Raw genomic sequence first — 24,172 nt, 5'->3', positions numbered from 1 at the left:
GATGAAAACGAAACTTTACTTCGCGGCAATTATGTTCCTTGGGATGATGGGAGTAAGTAATGCGCAGGCTCAAAATCCTGAATGTATGACGAATCTGTCTATATTTTCTGAGCATGCAAAGGTAAAAAATTATGAAGCGGCCTATGAGCCTTGGAAAAAGACCTATGAGACTTGTCCACAGTTAAATAATGCCATTTATGTATATGGGGAACGTATCCTAAATGATAAAATAGAAAAATCTTCCGGGGCGGAAAAGGAAGGATACATTAATGATTTAATGGGTCTGTATGACAATAAGTTGAAACACTTTGCTTCAAAAACAAGTCCGGGGGAAACTATGGTAGATAAGGCCATGGTAAAGTATGACAACAAAATGGCAGATGATTCCGAAATGTACAGTATGTTGTCTGAAGCCTTTACCAAGGATAGGGAAAATTTCACCAATCCAAAGGCGTTATATCTTTACTTTTCTAGTTTAGTGGATTTGCACGATGCCGGAAAAAAGGAACTTCAGGAAGTGTTTGACGTTTACGATGAGGTAACTGGAAAAATTGAAGAGGAAAATGAAAAGTATACAGATAAAATAGCCCAATTGCTTCCCAAGGAAGAAGCAGGCACACTTACTTCTAAAGAGAAAAGATCACTAAAAGTGGCGAATAGTTATTCTGAGAATTACGGTAAAATTGCAGGTAGTATAGATTCTAAATTAGGTAAGCTAGCAGATTGTGAAAATCTTATCCCTTTGTATGAAAAAAGTTTTGAAGAAAAGAAGGGTGATGTAAAATGGGTTAAAGGTGCTGTAGGTAGAATGTATAGTAAAGAGTGTACTGAGGATCCTATGTTTAAAAAGTTGGTTGAGGTTCAGGCACAACTTGCCCCTTCTGCTGACACCTATGTCTATTTAGGTTCCCTGAAGAAATCAAGTGGTGATACAAACGGAGCTGTTGCCGATTATAACAAAGCTTTGGAGTTGGAAACGGATTCAAAGAAAAAATCAAATATCGCTTATAAAATCGCAACTAGTTACACTAGATCTAGTAGGTCTACGGCTAGAAGTTATGCCCAAAAGGCTATTGATGCAAATCCTGCGAATGGTAGGGCCTATTTGTTAATTGCCAGTCTATATGCTGGTAGCGCCAATGAGTGTGGTAGTACGCCTTTTGAAAAGCGTGCCATTTATTGGAAAGCAGCTGAGATGGCGAGACAAGCTGGAAGGGTTGACCCAGCATTAAGTGGTAGGGCCAGTCAAGCTGCTGCTAGTTACAACGCAAAAGCGCCAACTAAGGAAATGATTTTCAGCGCAGGTATGGCTGGTCAATCAGTATCTTTTTCTTGTTGGGTAGGAGGTAGCGTAAAGGTACCTTCATTATAAAATGACGATACATTCTGTAGATATATTCAAGGGCATTGCCATGGTTTCCATGGCAATGCTTTTTTTTTCATGCAAGGATAACTACAAACGTGTTGGTGATGAGGCTAAAAGAGAGGTTTTTCCACAAGGAGTTGCAGAGAATTTTGTCCTTACATATACTGAGTTACCAGGAAAACTTAAATTCTGAAGAAGTAGGTTCTTCGAAGGTATTGGCAGTCATATCAGGATCACTGCGAAATGATTTCGAGAATTTGGATTTTCCTTATCAAACCTTTCCGGAAGGATTGTTAGTTGAAATTTTTAATGAAAGAAATGAAAAAACCACCATTGAAGCGGACTATGGTATATACTACGCGTCAACTACTATCATTGACCTTCAAGGTAACGTAGTAATAAAAGGGCATGATGGTAAAAAGTTGGAGGCCCCCCAGTTGTACTACGATCGCGAAAATGAGTGGGCATTTACCCAAGAAAAGTTTAAGTTTACAAATCCGGAGGATGGTACCGTTATGGATGGGGAAGGAATGGATATAAAAAAGGACCTTAGTTTTTTAAACGCCCATAAAACCTATGGTCTAATGTTGATTAAAGAAGATAAGGATGATTAAGATTTTAAGATATACGGAATACTTATATATAATTGTGGCCGTCTTTTCAATTTACAGAATTTTCACAGACTGGAATTCGGATAGAAGTATGGCCTATCTTTTTATTTTTTTTGCGGTAGTATCTATTGGAATGTTCTTTTTTAGAAGAAACTATCGTAAAAAGTTTGAACAACGCTCAAAGGATAATCAAAAATAGCGGTGGATAGCAGTATTGTTATTATTGTTCTTTCCTTGGTATTTTCCGCATTTTTCTCTCGGAATGGAAATTGCTTTCGTTTCTGCGAATAAAATCCATATTGAAATAGAGAAGAAGCAGGCGGGTTTACTGGCCAAGGTTCTTACCCGACTTACAAAAAGGCCTTCCAAGTTCATCGCGACCATGCTCATAGGCAATAATATTGCCTTAGTGGTATATGGTCTTTTTATGGGAGAGGTGCTTATGAATTGGTTCTTGGGTATGAATCCAAAAAACGAAGTTTTGAGGGTGTTTTTGACTGATTTCAGTCTATTGTCCCAAACCATTATTTCTACGTTGGTCATCCTTATTACTGCTGAGTTTTTGCCAAAGGTGTTGTTCCAAATCTATTCGAATAGTCTATTGAAATTATTGGCCGTACCTGCCTATCTTTTTTATTTGGCGTTTAGTTTTATCTCTGACTTTGTTATTTATGTTTCGGACTTCATTTTAAAATACATATTTAGAACTTCCGGTGACGAGGTGCAGTTGGCATTTACAAAGCTGGAATTGGGCGATTATATTACCGAACAAATGGAAACCGTGGAAGAGGAAGACGAAGTAGATTCCGAAATCCGGATTTTTCAAAATGCCTTGGAGTTTGCAGAAGTGAAAGCCCGGGAGGTAATGGTTCCCAGGACGGAGATAACAGCAGTTGAAATTCATGAAACACCAAAAAATTTAGCCAAGTTGTTTACGGAGACAGGCTATTCCAAAATATTGGTTTTCAAGGATACCATTGATAATGTAATAGGATATGTGCACTCCTATGAACTTTTTAAAAAGCCAAAAACTATTAAGAGTATTTTGTTGCCAGTGGAATTTGTACCTGAAACGATGCTTATACAGGATATCCTCAACGTGCTCATAAAAAAGCGAAAAAGTATGGCCGTAGTTCTGGATGAGTATGGTGGTACTTCCGGTTTGATGACTGTGGAGGATATTGTGGAAGAGCTATTCGGTGAAATTGAAGATGAGCACGACACCACCGATCTTAGGGAAGAACAGATAGATGAAAGAAACTTTCTATTCTCGGCGCGATTGGAGGTGGATTATATCAATGAGAACTATAAATTGGAACTTCCCATCGGGGATGAATTTGAGACATTGGGAGGTCTTTTGGTCCATCAAGTTGGGGAAATCCCTGAAAAGAATTCGGAAATTGTAGTAGACCATTTCAAGTTTACCGTATTAGAGGTCTCAAACACCAAAATAGACCTAGTCTCCCTAGAAATTCTAAAGGAAGATTAATCATATTTTTAGGCTAAGAAATAGACTCTCCAATGAAATAATAGGATGCCTGTACCATTGCATTTGGCATGATGTTTTAGTTTTTATTATTTCAATTAAAAATGGTAATTTCGCCAACTGATTTTAATTATTTGATTCGATAGGATGGCAGTTTTAGAAAATATTAGAAAGCGTACCACGGTATTAATACTGATAATTGGTTTGGCACTTTTCGCCTTTGTGATCTCAGGTGTATTTACAAGTAGCAATTTTGGAGCTGGAGGAAAAATTGGCTCTTCTGTGGCTGAAATCAATGGTAATGAAATATCCATTGACGAGTTTAGACAAAAGGTCGAGGCGGCCTCCCAAAGAATGGGGCCAACGGTTTCTTCCATGCAGACTATGAATCAAGTTTGGGATCAAGAGGTAAGAAGAAGCATCTTGGAAGAGCAGTTTGAAGACCTTGGAATTGGTATAGAACAGGATCAAATCGTTGATTTTCTGAGAACCACGGGCTACGCTCAAAATCCTGAATTTCAGAATGAAAATGGGGTTTTTGATGCCAACAGATTCCGATCTACTGTATTGGATTGGAAAAACAACAATCCTGCTCAATATGAATTTTGGTTACAGACCGAAAACGAAATCATCCAAATGGCCAAGGAGCAAACTTATTTTGACCTGATCAAGGCGGGAGTAGGAGCTACTTTGAAAGAGGGTGAATTGGACTATAAATTGGCCAATGAGAAAATGGATATTCGATATGTGAGGGTTCCTTACTCCTCTATCCCGGATAGTACGATCATTGTGACCAAAAGTGAGATTTCCACTTATATCAATAATCATAAGGACGATTTTAAGCAAGATCCAGCGCGCGACATACAGTTCGTTTATTTTAGTGAGAAACCATCTGAAGCGGATGATTTGGCAATAAAGGAAGAAGTTACCAAATTATTGGATGATACAATCGAGTATAATGCACAGACCGATAGGAACGATACTATATCAGGCTTTAGGAACACTGAGGATATGGAAGCCTTTCTTGATAGGCATTCCGATATAAAATTGGATACGATTTTCAAAGCAAAAAAGAACTTGCCTTCTAGCATTGCAGATACATTAATGACTTTGAATGTTGGTGAGATCTATGGTCCGTATAAAGATGCAGGTTCCTACAAGATATCCAAAATGATGGGAAGAAGACCCAATGGTTCGGTTAAGGCAAGTCATATTTTGATTGCCTATGAAGGTGCTACCGGAGCTAATCCGAGAGGTGACAAGAACCAAGGAAGAGGCAGAAAAGGAAGCAACAAGTTTGCTGGCAGAGGCAAAAAAATCTGGTGTTGTATTTGCGGAATTGGCTAGGGATAATTCAGATGGACCATCTGCCCCAAATGGTGGAGACTTAGGCTATTTTCAACAAGGTACAATGGTTCCCGCTTTCAATGATTTTGCATTCGATAATCCTGTGGGGACTATTGGAATGGTAGAAACAGATTTTGGATTCCATGTGATAAAAATTGATGATAAGGAAGATTTGGTTCAAATAGCAACGTTGTCAAGGGAAATAGCGGCTTCAGAAGAAACTACAAATAAGCTTTTTACCGATGCTACCAAATTTGAAATGGAAACTATTGAGGATGAAGGTTCTTTTTCTGATATCGCCCAAAAAAGCGAGTACTTGGTTAGGCCAGTTAATAAAATAAAGCAATTGGACGAGAACCTTCCTGGGTTAGGTGCTCAAAGAGGAATCGTTCAATGGGCATTTAATGACGATACTGAAGTTGGTGATATCAAGCGTTTTAATATTAACGATGGCTATGCTGTGGTTCAACTTACGGGGGTTTACAGTGAAGGACTTATGAGTGCCGAGGATGCTTCTGCAACGGTATTGCCTATCATAAGAAAGGAAAGAAAGGCAGCTCAAATAATAGCTGCAAATCAAGGGAAGGCCATGGATGCGATAGCTTCCGATAATAATACCACGGTTTCTACCGCTAGTGCATTAACCGTCAAGTCACCGACCATACCAGGTGCCGGTAGCGAGCCAGTGGTCGTTGGTACTGCATATGGAATGAAGGAAGGTGAAACTTCCGATTTATTGGAAGGTAATACAGGTATTTTCAAAATTGAAGTGACCAAAAGAACGGAAGCTCCAAAATTGGATAATTACGCTACGTATAGTAATACCTTAAAGACCAATGCGGCGAACAGGGTAAACTCGGAAGTATATAATGCCCTTAAGGAGTCTTCCGAAATTGAAGATAAAAGAGCTACATTCTATTAGTAGTTTTATAAAGTATTTTTAAGAAAGGCTCTCTTAATTGAGAGTCTTTTTTTATAGGATCATTTTGGAATAGGGGATAACAGTGGCATACCCCTTATTAATGAAATACTCCATTTCCTGTTGTCTTCCGGTGACCAATATAAAGTCCCCGCCCCAAGCTCCAAGGCTTTTTATGCTTCCTTGATAGTCCGGAAATATTTGCTGCTTGATGGTTGGTAACTTTAAGGTGTCCGAGAGTAAAATTTCATGCCGATTCAAAATTGCCTCAAACCTATCTAAGTTTTTTGCTCCTAACAACAGAGAAGTAAGATCATTTACTTCGGCAACGAGCTCTTTTTTGTCAATGTCTAATTGACGATATGTTTCAATAGCGTCCCTGCTGTTTTGTTTCTTGTTTAAATAAATAAAGAAAAGTCGGTCTTTAAAGGCAGGGTCAAAATCCACTATTTCTACATTTGGATTGCCTTCAATTTTCTGATAGACGATGGGAGAGTCACTTTGTGCACAGGCAATATCATATCCACTTCCACCAAAAGTGTCTTCTAATAGCTGATAAGGATCAACTTCGGCCCATTGTGCCATATTATTAATGAGGGTAGATGAAGAGCCCAAACCCCAATCTTTTGGGAACGTCAGTTTGGTATCTACATAACCACCTTGGTAAGAATCTAAAAAGGCGGGATTTAGGCTTTTAGTTTTCCTGAAAATTTGTACCAATCTATGAGCAGCCGCTACATCAGATGTAGTTATAACATTAAAATTATCTATTGAAATATCGGTTGTAAACCAAGGGGTGTTGTTTTCTGTTAGACTTCGCCAATTTATTTGTCCGGTCTTTGATTTTTTTACTGTCAAGGACTGGCCAAACTTAGTAGGCAAAGCAAGGCCCTTGGCTCCGTCTAGAATGGCATATTCTCCCGTAAGCAGTAATTTCCCGTTACTGTAGAACTCCATCATTTATTTTCGTAGGTTTTCAAGGGCATTCAAAACACCCCTGTGGGTGACCATATGGGTTTTAAAATGTTCTATAAGGGATGTTTTTTCCTCATCAGTGGCTGCATGTTGGTTAAGGATATTCATAAGGTGCATCTTCATATGCCCTTTTTGAATTCCCGTGGTGACCAATGAGCTTACGGCAGCAAAATTTTGGGCTAGACCAGCAACAGCCATAATCTCCATCAATTCCTTTGCCGATGGATTTTGCAGGATTTCTAGATTGAGTTTTACCATGGGGTGGAGCTTTGTAAGCCCGCCCACGGTTCCCAAGGCCAAAGGGATTTCTATCCAAAAAGTAAATATATCCCCTTCTATTTTAGCGTGGGTAAGACTGGAATAGTTGCCATTTTTGGCAGCATACGCATGAGCTCCCGCTTCAATGGCCCTAAAATCGTTACCCGTGGCCAATACCACCGCGTCGATGCCATTCATAATTCCCTTGTTATGGGTAACGGCCCTGTAGGGTTCTACCTTGGCAATTTGAACTGCCCTTATCATTTTTTCGGCGAATTCCCTTGGCAATATATCATTGGACAGCTGTAATTGATCAATTGGGCAACTCACTTCAGCCCTAACCAAACAATTAGGAACGTAGTTGGAGAGAATACTCATTACCACTTCAATCTGTCGCTCCTCACCTGTAAAATTGGAATGGTTCAAGGCCTCTTTTTTGAGGGTCGCAGCAAATTGTTCCAAACAACTATTTATAAAGTTGGCCCCCATGGCGTCTTGGGTCTCAAAAGTGCAATGAAGTTGGAAATAACTTTCCAGCTCCATTGTTTTATCTCTCAGGACGATGTCTTTGATACCTCCTCCTCGCTTTACCATACTGTTTGTTAAATGTTCGGTATCTGTCAGTAATTTTGGCTTGATGGAACGAAAAAATTCTTCAAGTTTGGATTTGTCGCCCTTGAAAATAAAATGTACCTGACCCACTTTTTCCGTTCCCAAAATCGTCGTTTTGAACCCTCCCTTATCACCCCAAAACTTGGCGGCCTTGCTGGCAGCAGCTACTACGGAACTTTCCTCAATAGCCATGGGAATGGCGTAAAGTCGGTCGTTGATTAAAAAATTGGGGGCAATGCCCATCGGCATATAAAAATTACTAATGGTATTTTCTATAAACTCGTCATGGAGCTGTTGTAACCTTGGATCTGTATTCCAGTATGATTCAAGGATTTTTTTTGATTGTTTTGGGTTTTGGGTATAGTTTGTAGCGATCCATTCAATTTTTTCTGACTTGGAAAGCTTTGAAAAACCGGCAATGGGCTTCTTCATTTTTCTAGGTTTCTTGAGTAAAGACGGTCTATTAGAGTCTTTAAAAAGACCCTAAAAATGGTAATTAAGCAATAAAGATAATGATATTGGGAATAATGTTTGTGAACGTGAATACATCGTTAAAGTTGGGGTCTTTTTAAAAGGAAATCGAGGTTTTTTAGAGAATTAGTGGTAAACTTGGAGAATTTAACAAATTTGATCATTTCATGCGAAAATTTTACATTCTTGCACTTTGTTTGATAGGTTTTCTATCTACTGTTCGGGCTCAACAAAAAAATATTTCTGTAGAAGAAATTTATTCGGGTACCTTTAGCACACAAGGTCTTGACGTACTTCGTTCCATGAACAATGGCAAGCAGTATACTGTATTGAATTTTGATTCGGCAAGAAAGGTTTCTTCGATAGATAAATATGATTATAAAACCCTGGATAAAGTAGAAACTATAGTGACATCAAATGACTTAGAAGGAGTAGAAAATTTTTCCTCTTACGAATTTAGTCAGGATGAATCCAAGGTTTTATTGGCTACAGAGGTAGAATCTATCTTTAGGAGGTCTACATTAGGTATTTTTTACGTCTTTGATATTCAATCGAAAACCCTTACCCAAATTAGTTCGGAAAAGATTCAGGAACCGGCATTGTCACCAAATGGTAAACTAGTGGCTTACGTAAAGGAAAATAATCTTTATATCATGGATTTGAGTACGGGTACTACGAAACAGGTCACCATGGATGGTAAAAAAAATAGAATTATTAATGGTATTACGGATTGGGTTTACGAAGAGGAGTTCGCTTTTGTACGTGCATTTGAATGGAACAGCGATGGAACTAAAATCGCTTTTTTAAGATTTGACGAGACCAATGTACCTGAATTTTCTATGGATATGTACGGTGTCGAAAAGTATCCCTCCCAAAATGTGTTTAAATATCCAAAAGCGGGAGAGGACAATGCGTTGGTAAGTCTTCACTTATTGGATGTTCTCAATGGAACAATTTCTAAAGTTGATTTGGGAGACCCTTATTATATACCTAGAATAAAATGGATGAACAATCCAAACTATTTGAGCGTTCAAACTATTAATAGGCATCAAAACGATTTAAGGCTGCACGAGGTTAATGCCGGTACTAATGCCGTTCGCCTATTATTGCAGGAGACAGATGAGGCCTATGTGGACATTACCGACAATCTTACATTCTTGGCAGACGACAGTTTTATTTGGACGAGCGAAAAGGATGGTTGGAACCATATATATCTATATAATTCCGATGGAGAACTCATGAATCAAATCACCAAAGGGAATTGGGAGGTTACCCGATACTATGGATATGATCAAAATGAGGATAAGGTATATTATCAATCCACGGAAAATGGCTCTATAAATAGAGGGGTATATAGCGTGGAAAGTGATGGCAAAAACAAAAGGGGCCTGACAGTCGATAAAGGTACGAATAGTGCATCGTTCAGTACCGATTTCAGTTACTTCATTAATACGTTTTCCAATGCTACCACCCCACCTGTCTACACGTTGCATAAGGCATTAACGGGGAAGAAATTGAAGGATATAAAGGATAATACTGACTTGTTGAAGAAATTGGAAGGGTATATCATTAATCCGAAAGAATTCTCGACCATCAATATTAATGGGAACGACCTAAATATGTACTTGATAAAACCCCAGGATTTTGATGCCTCCAAAAAGTATCCTTTGTTGATGTACCAATATAGTGGTTCCGGTTCCCAAAGTGTAAGTAATACATGGTACAATACTAGGGATTATTGGCATCAGTTGTTAGCTGCAGAAGGCTATATTGTTGCTTGTGTAGATGGCAGGGGTACAGGATATAAGGGAAGGGACTTTAAAAAGGTCACCTATTTGAATTTAGTAAAGTATGAAACGGAAGATCAGATAGCCGCAGCCAAAAAATTAAGTGAAAGACCTTATATTGATTCAAATAGAACCGGAATTTGGGGATGGAGTTTTGGAGGTCATATGGCCACCAATTCCTTGCTAAAGGGTAATGATACTTTTGAGATGGCCATAGCCGTGGCTCCTGTAACCTCGTGGCGTTTTTATGATACCATTTATACGGAACGCTTTATGAGAACGCCGGAGGAAAATCCAAGTGGATATGACGACAATTCTCCTTTTAATTATCCGGAATTGTTGCAAGGTGATTTTTTATTGATCCATGGTTCGGGTGATGACAATGTTCATGTACAGAATACCATGCGAATGATAGAGGCCCTGGTACAAGCCAACAAACAATTTGAATGGGGCATTTACCCGAGATAAAAACCACGGGATTTATGGAGGAAACACTCGAGTCCATCTATTTAACAAGATGACAAACTTTGTAAAGGAAAATTTATAACCGACCAATTAACCAAACCAAAATATTATGGCATACGCTAAACCCGCACATAAGAAAGAATTATTTGGACACCCAGTAGGACTTTATATTCTGTTTTTTACCGAAATGTGGGAAAGGTTCTCATACTATGGAATGAGGGCATTATTTACCTTGTTTTTAGTAGCGGAAACTACTTCCAGCAATGCAGGTTTTGGATGGTCAAATGATGAAGCATTGGCATTATATGGTTGGTATACCATGCTCGTTTATGTGTCATCCATACCCGGAGGATGGATTGCCGATAGACTTTTAGGGCAAAAGAAAACGGTAATGCTCGGTGGTATTCTTTTGTGTATTGGTCACGCGGTATTGGCACTTAATTCAGAAACCACTTTTTATATTGGTTGTCTTTTCATCATATTGGGTGTGGGCTGTTTAAAACCAAATATTTCGTCAATGGTAGGTGGTTTGTATAAGCAAAAAGACGAGCGTAGGGACCTTGGTTTTTATATCTTTTATATGGGAATTAATATTGGGGGATTCCTGGCTCCGATAGTATGTGGTTATGTAGGTGAAAATATAAATTGGCACTATGGTTTTGGATTGGCTGCAATCGGAATGTTTTTAGGCCAGGCGGTATACATCCGGGGACAAAAATACCTGACCAACGTAGGAAACCTGATAAGTAGAAAAAATGAAAAGGACCGGGAGATTCTTGATAGGCCTTTAACAAGTATAGAAAAGGATCGAATTAAAGTATTACTGATTTCATTTCTATTGATCATCTTATTTTGGGCCGCTTTCGAACAAGCTGGAGGGCTAATGAATTTATATGCCTCGCAGAAAACGGATAGAAACTTTTTTGGTTTGTTCGAAATTCCTGCCTCTGTTTTTCAATCAGTTAATTCATTTTTTATAATAACATTAGCAACTGCGGTTGGTGCCTTTTGGTTAAAGTGGCGAAAAAAGGGAAGGGAATCTTCCTCTATGTTTAAAATTGCTGTTGGATTGATCATTATGGCCTTAGGATTTGGTTTTATGAGTGCAGCATCCCTTGAGTATGAGGCCAATGGTTCTTCAGCAATGTATTGGTTGATTTTGGCTTACCTATTACATACTATTGGTGAATTATGTGCCTCACCGGTTTCATTATCCTATATTACTAAGTTGGCCCCGTTAAAATATGCTTCCATAATTATGGGTCTTTATTGGGCGGCTACCGGATTGGGAAACAAGGTTGCTGGCTTAATAGGACAGGCTTCCCAAGAACTTGGGGAATTTGAAATATTTACAGGTATCGCCGTTATTTGGACATTAATTGGCCTTTTGGTAATTCTTATGCTCAAACCATTAAAAAGATTGGCTCACGGAGCAGAGGATGGAGAATCAAAAATTTCGGATGAAGAAGCCGAAGACTTCGAACTTGCCGACCATTAGTTCAATCCAAGTTTAATCTGTAAAATCCCATTTCACCTGTATAATGAAATGGGATTTTATATTGTAAACAAGTTTGTTTCCAGTTTGCGATAAAACTAGGGTAGTTGCTGCCATCCGCAATAATTTCTTTAGGATTAGCTTCTTGAATAAAACGTTCCGATTTATTTTGGGAGATTTCGTAAGTAGAAATATGGTATTTGTATTCGTCGGCAGGTAAACTCCTGCGCTATCGATTATTTGTAGGGACTTGTCATATATCAAATAACTGTTTTTAACTGGAAGGTATCGGGTTTGGTCGATGCGTTCTTGAACGATATAATTATCTACTAATCGTTTTAATCTCGTGGAGTCCACTGTAAGAACCTTCAACATATTGCCGTTTTTATCAAATAGCACAGAATTTTTTACTTGATGCAATATGATAGTTTCACTTTTACTGCCTGCTTCAAATTCTTTATAAATCGTGTAAGTTTGGAACATCAAAAGGAAACCCAAAAACAACATAATGCGTCTATAATTTGTTTTGGAGAAAGCGAATACCAGTGAACCTATTACAAGATACCCTAAGGTCAATTGCATTTCATCAAAGGAAATGGATTTAAAAAGAAAAGTTTCCTGGTTTGCTACCCAAGAAACAATTTTATTCATAAGCCCAATAACTTCATTATACATCCAAATCAACGAACTTGATGACTTTTCTACTAAGGATAATACTATAATGATCATACCCATCCCAAGTATCAACCCTAAAAAGGGTACAATCAATAGGTTTGATATGAAGAACAACCCTGGAAATTGGTGAAAATAGAATAGGCTGATGGGCAAAACACCTAATTGGGCAGCGATACTAACCGATAGCAATTGCCATAGATATCTTATTATTCTATTCTTTGGAAACCACCATTTTTGTAATAAGGGGTAGATCCAAACTATGGCGAACACTGCGGCATAGCTCATCTGAAAACCCACCTGAAACAATAAATTGGGATTAATTACCAATAATATAAAGAACATGGACAAGGCCAAAATATTGAAGCTATTTGAAGGCCTGTTCATGTACATGGCATAGGCAACAAAAGTGAACATGGCACAGGCACGGATAATTGAGGGCGAAAGGCCGGCTATAAAAGCAAATGCCCAGAGTAAGATCAACGTTAGGAACAATACTATTTTTTTGCCGTATGGAAGACGGTTCAATGGTCTCAGTACAAATTGGATAAGCATCAACAAAATTCCGACATGAAGTCCGGAGACTGCCAATATATGTACCGCACCGGCATCTACATAGTTGGAATAAGTATCCTCCGAGATAGTCGTCCGTTCACCTAAAAGCAGGGCCCGTATAATTGATAATTGCTCCCTTCCAAAATCTTCATTTTCTAACTTTTTAATGATATTGGAGCGTACTTGCTGTGCATAACCGATTAAGGTCTTGGATGGGTTTGGCAATACGGTGAAGTTCTCCAAGCTGAGCTTTAAAGAATGGTGGACTCCTAGGTGCCCCATGTACTCTTTAAAGTTAAATTGATGGGGGTTTAGTGGTGGGTTAATAGGTGATATTTTTGATTTTATGAAAAGCTCATCGTCCACCTGAAATGTATTGTGAATACTGTCTGTAGACTGATTTATAAGAATCTTTCCAATTGTTTTCTTACCATCTGCCATTAACACTTCGGCTACGTAATTTTGCGAGAATGCATTAGGTTTTAGTACATCCGTTATTTTGACCTGAAGCAGAGGGAATTCGGTTTTTTGAACTTTCTTGAAATAATGATCATACTGTATCGACTGGGATTGTAGGAAGGAAAACATTCCTATGAAAATTACAGTTATACCCGCTACTAGTTTAAACTTTAGAGTTTTGTCGGCTTTTCTAATGAAAAAATATCCCAATATCGCAAAGCAGCACAATAAAAAACCAAAGCAATATTTAATTGGTATTTGAAAGGTATATCCTATGAGGATTCCTAGTATTAGTAGAAGCGTAAGCTTAATCGATGCATACGCCAGCAATTTCATGCTATAATATTCTAGTGGCTTTTACGAAAGCCTGGTTCCAAAAACCGTCCCGTAACGAAGATACGGTTACCCCCCTTGAGGTAGAAGCATGAATAAATTTTATTTCATCATCATCCACCGTAACTACCATTCCCACATGATTGATACGCTTTGAACCTCTAGTGGTTTTAAAAAAAAGAAGATCTCCTTTTTCAATATCCTTGACCCTGATTCTTTTGCCTCTTTCTGCCATTCTACTGGAGGTTCTTGGAAGCTCAACATCATGCTCACTAAAAGAAACGTATAGCAGTCCGGAGCAATCCATACCCTTTCCGGTGGTACCACCGTATTTATAACGGATACTGAGAAAATGTTAACGCGGTATTGATTATATCGTCGGCTTTTGAGACATATCCTCTAGGAATTTCAAGAGAGTTCGATACATTTGGTGAATCCTTTGCCTCATTCGAAGTATCATTTCTGCGCTCTTCATCCGCGGCGGCAACGGATATGGTGCGTTCTGTAGAGCTTAACTTTTTTTTGGAACTGCCACAACTGGCCATGAAAAAAAGTAACAGAAATATGGAAAAATAGCGCATTGGTTTCAAGTAGTATCTCTTACTTGAACATCAAAATTATAGAATTATTTTGTAATGGATTGATTTGAATTAGGATTTGGCATTTGCCACAATCAAAGCTGCAGCTTTCTTACTGGCGCCTACTCCTCCCAATTTTTGTCGAAGTTCGGTATATTCGATGAGGATTTCCTCTCTTTTTTTACCAGTTAGTATTGCGGTTAGTTCCTTTTTTAGCCGTTCAGTGTTTAAGTCGTTCTGAATAAGTTCTTTTACAACTTCCTTTTTCATGATGAGGTTTACCAATGAAATGTATTCCAAGGTAATAATCCTTTTGGCAATTTGATAGGAAACCCAATTGGCCTTATAGCAAACCACTTGCGGAACACCAAATAGAGCGGTTTCCAAAGTGGCGGTCCCGCTGGTTACCAAGGCGGCGGTTGCAAAGGATAGCAAATCGTACGTTTTATTTTTTACCATTTTCACATTTTGACCTTCTAGAAAGGGTTGGTAAAATTCGGTTTCCAAACTAGGAGCGCCTGCAATCACAAATTCATAGTCGGGAAAATCTTCGGTAATTGACAACATTATGGAAAGCATTTTTTGTACCTCCTGTTTTCTACTTCCTGGTAATAAGGCTATTATAGGTTTGCGCTCATCTAGCCTAAATGATTTCCTAAAGGTTGATTCGTCTATCTCTGCGCGCATGGAGATAGCATCAATTAAAGGATGGCCTACAAAATTTACCGGATACTGGTGCTTACCTTCATAGAATTCCTTTTCAAAAGGTAAAATGACGTGCATCGCATCAATATCCCTCTTTATCTTTTCAATTCTTCCTTCCCTAGATGCCCATATTTGAGGAGAAATGTAATAGTTGGTTCTATAACCATTCTCTTTGGCCCATTTTGCAATTCGCAGGTTAAAACCTGAATAATCTATAAAAACGATGATGTCCGGGGCGGAATTTTTAATATCGGTTTTACAAAATGCAATGTTTTTGAATATGGTATTGAGATTCATCAATACCTCCAAAAAACCCATAAAGGCCATTTGCTTATAGTGTTTTACCAACGTTCCGCCGGCCTCCTTCATTAAATCTCCTCCCCAACAACGCACATGAGCTTCCGGGTCTTCCACCTTTATAGCCTTGATCAAATTGGATCCATGAAGGTCTCCGGAAGCTTCGCCCGCGATAATGTAGTATTTCATTCTAGAAAACTTTGTAGTACAGAATGACCAAAGCGGTAAGGATAGTAGCTATAAGAACCCCCTTGGCACGGTTGTCCCTCTTTATTCTCAAAAAACCAAAAAAAGCAATCAGGTTAAAGATGGCACCCAGTGCCAAGAGACTACCTACATGTCCTTGGGAAACAGCGGCTTTGTAGGTCTCTGAAATACTTAGATCTGAAAATAGAATGATATAGGCCAAAGTGCCCACGCTATTGGCTATAATGCCCACCAAAAATCCGATCAAGAGTTCTTTTTTTATGTTCATTTCAAATTCCAATTGTTTATGTCCTGTATGGCATGATGTGCAGTAAGGTCGAATTGGGTAGGCACTACGGAAATATACCCGTTCGCCAAGGCCCATTCATCCGTATCCTCCCCTTTGTCCAAAAGCTCGAATTCGCCAGTCAACCAATAGTAATCCTTGCCCATTGGGTTTGTTCTTTTATCGAATTTCTCTTTCCAGTTGGCCTTTGCCTGCCGGCATACTTTTATTCCCTTTAACTCCTGCTTTGGCAGTTTGGGTATGTTTACGTTGAGAACCACTCCTTTTGGAATTCCACAAGTAAGTGCCTCGCCCACTATGTTCTTAACATAAACTTCTGCAGGTGAAAAATCTGTATCCCAATTGTAGTCACATAATGAAAATCCTATGGCCGGAATCCCTTCTATTCCTGCTTCGATGGCAGCACTCATTGTACCTGAATAGATTACGTTTATCGAGGAGTTAGAGCCATGGTTGATTCCACTTACACAGATATCGGGCTTTCTTTCCAATAGTTCTTGAAGCCCTAGTTTTACACAATCTGCAGGGGTACCACTACAGCTGTATTCTTCTGTTCCGGTATGACTGAGGTCCACTTGCATTTTTTTTGAATATAGGGTGCTATCCAAGGTAATGGCATGTCCCATGCCGGATTGGGGGCTGTCCGGGGCTACTACTACAACATCACCTATTTCCTTCATGTAGGAGACCAATGCTCTAAGCCCGGGGGCGGTAATCCCATCATCATTGGTTACCAATATCAAAGGTTTTCCCATGGCATATACTTTCTAGGGTAAAAATACGTTTTTAAATAGGATTTGCCGATTGGGTCGTTTAACAAAAAATTAATTCCCCGCCTCCTAATTGGCATGGTTTTTTCTTTATCTTAGAGGATTTCGACATAAAAGTTGCACACATAATCTTCAAATTCTAAGGTTTTGAAAATTAGATTTAAAAATATATTTATGAAAAGAAATTTAGCATATGTTCTTACGGTGATGCTGGTAGCTGTAGCTTCCTGCAGTTTCACCAATAAGTCCTTTGATAATGACGATAAGGATAAATTATTATTAGACCTCATTACCTATGTATTGGAAAAAGGACATTACGAGCCAAAGGATATCAACGATGATTTTTCAGTAAGTGTTTTTGAGGACTTTATTGATGTACTCGATCCTACAAAAAGATATTTTTTAGCTTCGGACATCGCCGATTTCGAACAATACAAATTTCAAATTGACGATCAAATCAAGAACACGGATATTTCATTCTTTAACTTGGTATATGAAAGATTGATTCAAAGAATGGGCGATGCCAAGAATATATATAAAGAAGTATTAGAAAAGCCTTTTGACTACACGGAAAATGAAAGTATCAGTATAAAATATGACGAAGAGCCTTTTGCCTCCGATAGGGATGAATTAAAGGAACGATGGAGGAAGCAGTTGAAGTATGCGACTCTCGGTACATATGATTCAAAAATCTCCCATGCGGAAAAATCAATAGAGGAGGCTGTGGCGGATGACCACGATCATAGTGCGCATACCCCTGAAGAAGCTGAAATAGAATCAAGAAAATCCACAGAAGCTACTTTGGATGAGTTTTTCGATTTTGTTGATGACCTAGAGCGTAAAGATTGGTTTGTACAGTATATCAATACCATCGTGGACGAGTTTGACCCCCATACCTATTATTTTGCCCCGGATGACAAGGAAAAGTTCGATATGAATATGTCCGGAAAATTCGAAGGGATCGGTGCTAGGTTACAGAAAAAACCGGAAGGAGCCAAAATAGTAGAAATCATTTCCGGAGGTCCGGTTTGGAGAGATCAACGATTGGAAGTAGGTGATGAAATTATCAAAGTTGGTCAAAATGGCGAGGAGCCCATAAATATTGTTGGGATGCGCCTGGATGATGCAATTAAATTGATCAAAGATCCGAAGGAACTATCGTTGATTTAATTGTTAGAAAGGTAGATGGTTCACTGGAGGAAATATCCTTGACCAGGGATGTGGTAGAATTGGAAGAATCTTATGCAAAATCTGCTAACATCATTAGAGGGGATGAAAAATTTGGAATTATAAACCTTCCAAAATTCTACGTTGATTTTGAAGATTACAATGAAAGAAACGCTGCAACCGATGTTGCCAAGGAAGTAGAGCGTTTAAAGGAAGAAGGTGTTGAAGGACTTATTTTGGATCTTAGGGATAACGGTGGCGGATCTTTGAAGACCGTTGTTGAAATGGCCGGTCTTTTTATAAAGGACGGACCAATCGTACAGGTAAGATCTGGAAACAAGCAAAAAGAAGTTTACGACGACAAGGATGAGAGAATACAGTGGGACGGACCTTTAGTGGTTCTCGTAAATGAACTATCAGCATCTGCCTCAGAAATATTGGCAGCTGCCATGCAGGATTACAAAAGAGCGATTGTAATAGGAAGCAAACAAACTTTTGGAAAGGGAACCGTACAAAATGTAATTCCTTTGGATAATATCGTCCGTAGTAATGAGCACGGTGATTTAGGGGCCATAAAACTGACCACTCAGAAATTCTATCGAATAAATGGTGGTTCTACACAATTGGAAGGTGTAAAAAGTGATGTTGTCGTGCCGAGATAAATACAGTTATATTGATTTAGGGGAGCGAGATCAAGCAAACCCTTTGAAATGGGATAAGATTACCCCTGCCGACTATGAAATCTGGGATGGTTATTTGGATTATGACAAAACGGTTGCCAATAGTAAAAAGCGAATGGCCAGTAATCCACAGATAAAGCTTATAGAGGAGAACGCCAAATGGTTGAAGTCTGAACAGGATGAAACAGAGATTTCCTTAAACTATGTCACCTATAAAGAGGAAAAAGAGAAGGATAAGGAGCAATCCGATTATTTTAAGAATCTATCGGACTATGATTCCAAATTGACTTTTGAGTCCTTAAAATACGAGCAGGAACTGTTTACCCAAGATTCTGTATTAAGGGAAAAAAGAGATAGATGGCATAAAAGCTTGGCCAAGGATGTATACGTTGAAGAAGCCGTTAATGTTTTGGAAGACTTAAAAATGAATAACCTTAAGAATCTAAAACTGGCCAGCAGTGTAAAAAATTAAATATCTTAAGTCTTAAATAAAAAAAGGCCCCTTTTAAAAGGGGCCTTTTTTTATTTAATTTTAGTAGCATATAACTTTCTCAATTTGGTAAGCTTAGGATTAATAACAACTTGGCAATATCCTTGTGAGCTATTGTTTTTATAGTAATCCTGGTGATAGTCCTCGGCCTCATAAAATACACCCATAGGTGATAATTCGGTAACGATGGGGCTATCATAAAGTGGGGCAATGTCATTCAATACATTTTCCGCTATTTTTTTCTCGGTAATCATTTGCATAGTAAATAACCGAGCGATATTGGGTTCCTACATCAGCACCTTGCCTGTTCAAAGTAGTTGGGTCATGGGTGGTCATGAAGATTTGCAAAAGATCGTACAATGTAATCATTGAAGAGTCGTAGGTAACCTTAACAACTTCGGCATGACCGGTAAGGCCGAAGCAAATTTCCCTATAAGTGGGTTTGCCAGGTGCATTTCCGCCCGTATAGCCCGAAATTACGTTTTCTACGCCTTTGATTTCCTGAAATACAGCTTCGGTACACCAAAAACAGCCTCCTCCTACTACAATAGAGTCAAAATTTGAATTATTCATTGACTTCCTCCTTTATCATTTTCATTGATTCCGAGTTAATGCAATAGCGTAATCCACTGGGAGGGGGGCCATCAGGAAAAACATGTCCTAAGTGGGCATCACAAGTGTTACAAAGCACTTCGACACGAACCATTCCAAAGGAGGAATCCTTTATATACTTAATGGCGTTCTCTTTTATGGGTTGAGTAAAGCTTGGCCAACCGGTTCCGGATTCAAATTTAATACTGGAGTCAAATAAGGGAGTGCCACAGCAAATACATTCATACTTTCCTGCATCATGAACACTGCACAAAGCACCTGAATGAGGCGCTTCAGTTCCTTTTTTTCGCGTTATCCTATACTGTTCGGGAGTAAGTGTTTCTCTCCATTCGTTTTCTGATTTTTCTACGCGCCTGTCTCGGAATAGGATTTCCTTTAACAGAAAAATGAATTACATCTTTCCAAGTAAGTGCCATAAAATGTCCTTTCTTTTTATAATTGTTATATATACCATCTGTCGTTCCCAAATCATAAATCTTACAAAATTGTAAGTAACTTTGAAGGATGTCCGAGATATAGTAAAAATAGTACAATATACTCCATTTTAATAGTTGTCTGTATCATCGGGTTCCGGGCTTTTGAGAACTTTTATACGCCGAGCACTTATTCAAAAAATAGCATAGAGAACCTGGAAAGTACATTTCCTTTGGAGTATTTGCCCAGCTCCACTACAAAACAGGTTGTACATCATTCTTATTTTTCCTTATCATACAATGAGCCCTATGAACAAGCTGAATGGGTTGCCTATGTATTGGATAAAAGGCATTTGACTTACGATGATAGAAAAAGGCCCTATTTCATCGAGGATCCATGGGTGCAATCCAAGTCGGCCGATTGGCGAAACTATAGAGGTTCGGGGTATGATAGGGGGCATTTATGCCCAGCTGGGGATCGTCGGTTTTCGGAACAAGCCTATAACGAAACTTTTTATACAAGCAATATCAGTCCTCAAGACAAGGACTTCAATTCTCGTATTTGGAATCGATTGGAAATACAGGTGAGGGAATGGGCGAAACGGTACGGCACTTTATATGTAGTTACCGGCGGTGTATTGGAGTTAGGTTTAGAAGAAATAGGAGACGAGGATGTCGATGTGCCTAAAAGTTTCTATAAAATTGTAGCACGAAAGGAAAAAGGACAACTCAAATTAATTGGCTTTTTAATGAAGGGTGTTGAACGGCAAAATCCTTTGGAAGAATACTGTGTTCCCGTTGATAGTATAGAAAAAGTAACCGGAATCAACTTTTTTAAGCAGCTTGATAATGAATATCAAAAAGAATTGGAACGAGTGGTTGGTACCGGAGAATGGAAATTTTAAAAATTCTCTTTTAATCTATTTGTGTCCAACTTCAAAAATATAAATAGTAAAAGGGTAAAGAAAAGTAGTCCAGAGCCTCCATAGCTAAAAAAGGGCAAGGGTATGCCAATGGTAGGTAAAATTCCAATGACCATACCTATATTGATGAAATAATGGATTAAAAGGACAGATATTACTCCATAACCATACATTCTTGAGAATGCATTTTTTTGCCGTTCCGCTAGATAGATCAATCTTAAAAAAAGAATTGAAAAGAGAATGATGACTGTAGCGGTTCCTACAAACCCCCATTCTTCCCCTATGGTTGTAAATATATAATCGGTATCCTGTTCAGGAACAAAATCCCCTTTGGTACGTGTGCCTTCCAAGAAGCCCTTTCCGGAAAATCCACCGGATTCTATCGCTTTTTCGGACTGATAAGTATTATATCCGATGGTCTTTCTAATTTGTTCCAATTTTTCCGGATCTTTTTCCAAGCGTAACCAAAGGCTGAACCTATCCCTATGGCGCTGCTCAAAAATATTATTGAATACAAAATTTACTGACAAAGAAAAAAGTACTATGGCAATGGAACCGGCTATTAAAGGAATAATAGGAACCTTAAGTGACTTGCGTTTCAAAAGAAAGAACAAAACGATGAAGAGTGATAGACCTATAATCAACCATATTGTTCCGAACATCAGGGTAACTATAAAGATTAAAATCAAGGTAAGCCCTATTCCCAAATAATAAAGAGGCAAACCTTCCCTAAAAATTACAAAAACCAACGAAAAGAATACCAGGGCACTTCCTGGATCAGGTTGTGGTATTATGAGCAAAGCTGGAATTAGTATAATCAATAAAGCATAAAGCTGATCCTTTGTACGTCTAAGATCAGTTTGTATGTCACTCAAATATTTTGCAAGGGCCAGGGCAGTGGCTACCTTCGCCAACTCAGACGGTTGAAAATTGAAAAAGCCAAGGTCATACCAAGAGGTTGCCCCTGCGATAGTTTTTCCAAATAAGAATAGTCCTAGAAGGGAAAGAATTGTAAGGAGGTAAAATATGCTTGCGAAACGTTCATAGAAATTGGCTTCCAAAGCAAGGACTACGATTATGGTCGCCAAGCTTACAATCATAAAAAAAAGCTGTTTCCCAGATCGAGTGCTTAAATCTAGGAGTGAGGATTGTTCTTCACTAAATGTACTGGAATATATATTGGTCCAACCGATGAATACCAATGCCAAATAAATAAGAATCGTAAGCCAATCTATTCTCCTTAAGACCTTACCAAACACGTTCGTTTATTTTAAATTCCTCGCCACTATAAGGTTTGGCATATTCGTGTTCCAGTGTTTTTTCTAACATCCTCTTCTCCATATCCTTTCCGGTAATTTCGCCTTTCAAGTATTTCTCGATCATTAAAGAGGCTATGTGACCCGCATATCTTGAACCGAAATATCCATTTTCAATATAAACCGCTATCGCAATTTTTGGGTCGTTCACAGGGGCAAATGCCACAAATACGGAATGATCTGTCAACTGGGTGCGTAAGCCATCAATTATTGTGAAATTTTCAGCTGTGCCTGTCTTTCCAGCTATTTCGACTCCCGGTATTTGCAAATGGCTTGCCGTTCCTTTCCGATATACATCGGCCATACCTTGAATAACTGGTTCAAAATATTGTTTGTCTATCGTAGTGTGTTTGGCTTCGGTAAACCTTGGGTCTGTAATGTCTTTTCCTTCTACCTTTTTTAGGATGTGAGGCGTGTAATAGAAGCCTCTATTGGCAATCGCTGCTGCCATATTTGCCAATTGCACAGGAGTCGCTAGGACCTCCCCTTGTCCAATGGAATTGGAGATAATATAACTGGAGCTCCATCTGTTATCCCCGTACCACTTGTCATAGTATTCCTTACTCGGTATTCTTCCTTTTTGACCAAAAGGTAAATCGTACCCTAGATAATCTCCTAGGCCAAAACTCTTCATGTGTTTTTCCCACACATCCATAGCCTCGTCCGTAGTTTCGAACTTTTCATAAATCTTTCTAAAAACTCCTGCGAAGTAGGCATTACAGGATTTATAGATACCACTGTTGAGATTTCTCATTCCTCCACCACAATGGCAACCTCGTTTTTTTCTTCCGACGTAAAATCCGTGATAACATTGTATTGTTGTATTCTCGTTAACTACGCCTTCCTGTAAGGCAATAAGAGCGTTTAATGTTTTAAATGGTGAGCCTGGTGGCTGTTGTGCGTGGATGGAACGATCCCATGTAGGGTTTGCAATGGTGTCATTATAAAGTTCCGTATAGTTTTTGGAGCGTTGTCTACCTACGAGAAGGGAAGGTTCGTAGGTTGGCCCTGAAATCATACTTAAAATTTCACCAGTTGCAGGTTCCAATGCCACAATTCCGCCCCTTTTACCTACCATTAAGCGTTCGCCATATTCCTGAAGGGTTTTGTCCAAGGTTATACTGATCTGTTTCCCTTGTTCCCGTAATGTGTCTAGAGAACCATTTTTATAGGACCAATATCTCTGTTAAATCGATCTTTTTGTATATACTGTACCCCTTTTCTACCCCTTAAAAGTTCTTCATAGTATCTTTCTACACCTGTTCTCCCTCTCAACTCACCTTGTATATAATACTTGTTTTTGGCCAAATCCCCTTCATTCACCTCACTGATATATCCCAAGACATTTGCGGCACTTGGAGTATCATAATACCTCAGGACCTTTTTTGAATATAGAACCCTTTATATTTCCTCATTTTTTCCTGCAACTTGGCATAGTCCTCTTTAGAAAGTTGAGGTACTAGAACAGAAGGTAATCTTGGGGAATAGACCCTTGCGTTGGTTAGTTTTTCAATAAATTTCTTCTTATCGATACCCAACATTTCGCAAAATTCTAAAGTATCCAAAGGCTGAACCTCCCTTGGGATGACCATTACATCATAAGCAGGGTCGTTACCTACAAGAAGATTTCCATTTCGGTCATATATATAACCTCTTTCCGGATAGGTATATAATCTCTTAATACTAGGGTCTTCAATAACTTGATCGGGTGAGAAACTGAATATCTGTAGATAGGATAACCTACTTAAAAAGGTAATTCCTATTATTATGATAATCGATGAAAGTAAAACTCTTCTCATTCCCTCTTAGTACTGAATAAGGAACTGAACAATAAGCATAATATTATAGATGCCGCCCCTATTGTGATACTTTTTTTAATAATTAATAGCGCATTTGCAAAACTAAAAATCTCCAGTG

At 38.7% G+C, this 24,172-nt stretch carries 15 protein-coding genes and 6 pseudogenes; 9 read left to right on the top strand and 12 right to left on the bottom strand.

What is annotated here, in order from left to right:
- The first annotated feature begins 1 nt into the window (after position 1).
- The 5 genes and pseudogenes from NYZ99_RS17025 to NYZ99_RS22235 all read left to right on the top strand — a co-directional run bounded on the left by NYZ99_RS17025 (position 2) and on the right by NYZ99_RS22235 (position 5,732).
- Entirely contained in the window at positions 2–1,372 is a 1,371-nt protein-coding gene (locus NYZ99_RS17025; protein ID WP_260575265.1) for a hypothetical protein, read from the top strand.
- 98 nt (positions 1,373–1,470) lie between these two features.
- Complete coding sequence (lptC, locus tag NYZ99_RS17020; RefSeq protein WP_338039077.1) at positions 1,471–1,980, top strand: LPS export ABC transporter periplasmic protein LptC; 510 nt, start codon at positions 1,471–1,473, stop codon at positions 1,978–1,980.
- A 198-nt stretch (positions 1,981–2,178) separates the two neighbouring features.
- Positions 2,179–3,466 (top strand): annotated as a pseudogene (locus tag NYZ99_RS17010) (hemolysin family protein).
- 144 nt (positions 3,467–3,610) lie between these two features.
- Positions 3,611–4,810, top strand: coding sequence for a peptidylprolyl isomerase (locus NYZ99_RS22240; RefSeq protein ID WP_338039076.1), 1,200 nt, complete (start codon positions 3,611–3,613; stop codon positions 4,808–4,810).
- Positions 4,719–5,732, top strand: a complete 1,014-nt coding sequence (locus NYZ99_RS22235) for a peptidylprolyl isomerase (protein WP_338039075.1) — start codon at positions 4,719–4,721, stop codon at positions 5,730–5,732. The genes NYZ99_RS22240 and NYZ99_RS22235 overlap by 92 nt, the downstream gene beginning before the upstream one ends.
- Positions 5,733–5,783: 51 nt before the next feature.
- On the opposite strand, the gene NYZ99_RS17000 is transcribed toward NYZ99_RS22235, so the two are convergent.
- Both NYZ99_RS17000 and NYZ99_RS16995 read right to left on the bottom strand, forming a co-directional pair.
- Complete coding sequence (locus NYZ99_RS17000) at positions 5,784–6,689, bottom strand: GYDIA family GHMP kinase (protein ID WP_260572423.1); 906 nt, start codon at positions 6,687–6,689, stop codon at positions 5,784–5,786.
- Positions 6,690–8,006, bottom strand: coding sequence for a hydroxymethylglutaryl-CoA reductase, degradative (locus tag NYZ99_RS16995; protein ID WP_260572422.1), 1,317 nt, complete (start codon positions 8,004–8,006; stop codon positions 6,690–6,692).
- Positions 8,007–8,212: 206 nt separating this feature from the next.
- Here NYZ99_RS16995 and NYZ99_RS16990 point away from each other — a divergent pair.
- Together NYZ99_RS16990 and NYZ99_RS16985 are read left to right on the top strand one after the other, a co-directional pair.
- Positions 8,213–10,379: pseudogene (locus NYZ99_RS16990) on the top strand (S9 family peptidase).
- A gap of 27 nt (positions 10,380–10,406) precedes the next feature.
- Entirely contained in the window at positions 10,407–11,795 is a 1,389-nt protein-coding gene (locus NYZ99_RS16985) for a peptide MFS transporter (protein WP_260572421.1), read from the top strand.
- 12 nt (positions 11,796–11,807) lie between these two features.
- Here NYZ99_RS16985 and NYZ99_RS16980 read toward each other — a convergent pair whose 3' ends face one another.
- The 6 genes from NYZ99_RS16980 to surE all read right to left on the bottom strand — a co-directional run bounded on the left by NYZ99_RS16980 (position 11,808) and on the right by surE (position 16,639).
- The gene (locus NYZ99_RS16980) at positions 11,808–13,814 is read right to left on the bottom strand and encodes a ComEC/Rec2 family competence protein (protein ID WP_260572420.1); all 2,007 of its coding nucleotides are present in this window, start codon (positions 13,812–13,814) and stop codon (positions 11,808–11,810) included.
- A 1-nt stretch (position 13,815) separates the two neighbouring features.
- On the bottom strand, positions 13,816–14,118 hold the full coding sequence (locus NYZ99_RS16975; protein WP_260572419.1) for a C40 family peptidase: 303 nt from the start codon (positions 14,116–14,118) through the stop codon (positions 13,816–13,818).
- Between the two features lie 25 nt (positions 14,119–14,143).
- Complete coding sequence (locus NYZ99_RS16970) at positions 14,144–14,356, bottom strand: hypothetical protein (protein WP_260572418.1); 213 nt, start codon at positions 14,354–14,356, stop codon at positions 14,144–14,146.
- A gap of 105 nt (positions 14,357–14,461) precedes the next feature.
- A complete protein-coding gene (gene lpxB, locus NYZ99_RS16965) occupies positions 14,462–15,580 on the bottom strand; it encodes a lipid-A-disaccharide synthase (RefSeq protein ID WP_260572417.1) in 1,119 nt (372 codons plus the stop codon).
- A gap of 1 nt (position 15,581) precedes the next feature.
- Positions 15,582–15,866, bottom strand: a complete 285-nt coding sequence (locus tag NYZ99_RS16960) for a hypothetical protein (protein WP_260572416.1) — start codon at positions 15,864–15,866, stop codon at positions 15,582–15,584.
- Positions 15,863–16,639, bottom strand: coding sequence for a 5'/3'-nucleotidase SurE (gene surE / locus NYZ99_RS16955; RefSeq protein WP_260572415.1), 777 nt, complete (start codon positions 16,637–16,639; stop codon positions 15,863–15,865). Before surE ends, NYZ99_RS16960 begins: the two co-directional genes overlap by 4 nt.
- A 189-nt stretch (positions 16,640–16,828) precedes the next feature.
- On the opposite strand from surE, the pseudogene NYZ99_RS23025 reads away from it, so the two are divergent.
- A pseudogene (locus tag NYZ99_RS23025) lies at positions 16,829–18,973 on the top strand (carboxy terminal-processing peptidase).
- A gap of 50 nt (positions 18,974–19,023) precedes the next feature.
- Here the strand turns inward: NYZ99_RS23025 and msrA are convergent.
- Together msrA and msrB are read right to left on the bottom strand one after the other, a co-directional pair.
- Positions 19,024–19,564, bottom strand: a pseudogene (gene msrA, locus NYZ99_RS16935) (peptide-methionine (S)-S-oxide reductase MsrA).
- Positions 19,557–20,019 (bottom strand): annotated as a pseudogene (gene msrB / locus NYZ99_RS16930) (peptide-methionine (R)-S-oxide reductase MsrB). The pseudogenes msrA and msrB overlap by 8 nt, the downstream one beginning before the upstream one ends.
- A 230-nt stretch (positions 20,020–20,249) precedes the next feature.
- Between msrB and NYZ99_RS16925 the strand changes: the two are divergent.
- Positions 20,250–20,921, top strand: coding sequence for a DNA/RNA non-specific endonuclease (locus tag NYZ99_RS16925; RefSeq protein ID WP_338039074.1), 672 nt, complete (start codon positions 20,250–20,252; stop codon positions 20,919–20,921).
- Here NYZ99_RS16925 and rodA read toward each other — a convergent pair.
- Complete coding sequence (gene rodA, locus NYZ99_RS16920; protein ID WP_260572411.1) at positions 20,918–22,198, bottom strand: rod shape-determining protein RodA; 1,281 nt, start codon at positions 22,196–22,198, stop codon at positions 20,918–20,920. The two genes, NYZ99_RS16925 and rodA, sit on opposite strands and share 4 nt — an antisense overlap.
- Positions 22,188–24,054 (bottom strand): annotated as a pseudogene (mrdA, locus tag NYZ99_RS16915) (penicillin-binding protein 2). Before mrdA ends, rodA begins: the two are co-directional and overlap by 11 nt.
- Positions 24,055–24,172 lie beyond the last annotated feature (118 nt).

Source organism: Maribacter litopenaei, from assembly GCF_025244665.1.
Lineage (GTDB): Bacteria > Bacteroidota > Bacteroidia > Flavobacteriales > Flavobacteriaceae > Maribacter > Maribacter litopenaei.
Note: the sequence above shows the minus strand (reverse complement) of the source record. Positions and strands in the feature narration are given on the sequence as shown.

Coding starts and splice junctions, on each gene's coding strand:
- NYZ99_RS17025 (WP_260575265.1), top strand. CDS start 2: ATGAAAACGAAACTTTACTTCGCGGCAATTATGTTCCTTGGGATGATG.
- lptC (WP_338039077.1), top strand. CDS start 1,471: ATGAGGCTAAAAGAGAGGTTTTTCCACAAGGAGTTGCAGAGAATTTTG.
- NYZ99_RS22240 (WP_338039076.1), top strand. CDS start 3,611: ATGGCAGTTTTAGAAAATATTAGAAAGCGTACCACGGTATTAATACTG.
- NYZ99_RS17000 (WP_260572423.1), bottom strand. CDS start 6,689: ATGATGGAGTTCTACAGTAACGGGAAATTACTGCTTACGGGAGAATAT.
- NYZ99_RS16995 (WP_260572422.1), bottom strand. CDS start 8,006: ATGAAGAAGCCCATTGCCGGTTTTTCAAAGCTTTCCAAGTCAGAAAAA.
- NYZ99_RS16985 (WP_260572421.1), top strand. CDS start 10,407: ATGGCATACGCTAAACCCGCACATAAGAAAGAATTATTTGGACACCCA.
- NYZ99_RS16980 (WP_260572420.1), bottom strand. CDS start 13,814: ATGAAATTGCTGGCGTATGCATCGATTAAGCTTACGCTTCTACTAATA.
- NYZ99_RS16975 (WP_260572419.1), bottom strand. CDS start 14,118: ATGGATTGCTCCGGACTGCTATACGTTTCTTTTAGTGAGCATGATGTT.
- NYZ99_RS16970 (WP_260572418.1), bottom strand. CDS start 14,356: ATGGCCAGTTGTGGCAGTTCCAAAAAAAAGTTAAGCTCTACAGAACGC.
- lpxB (WP_260572417.1), bottom strand. CDS start 15,580: ATGAAATACTACATTATCGCGGGCGAAGCTTCCGGAGACCTTCATGGA.
- NYZ99_RS16960 (WP_260572416.1), bottom strand. CDS start 15,866: ATGAACATAAAAAAAGAACTCTTGATCGGATTTTTGGTGGGCATTATA.
- surE (WP_260572415.1), bottom strand. CDS start 16,639: ATGGGAAAACCTTTGATATTGGTAACCAATGATGATGGGATTACCGCC.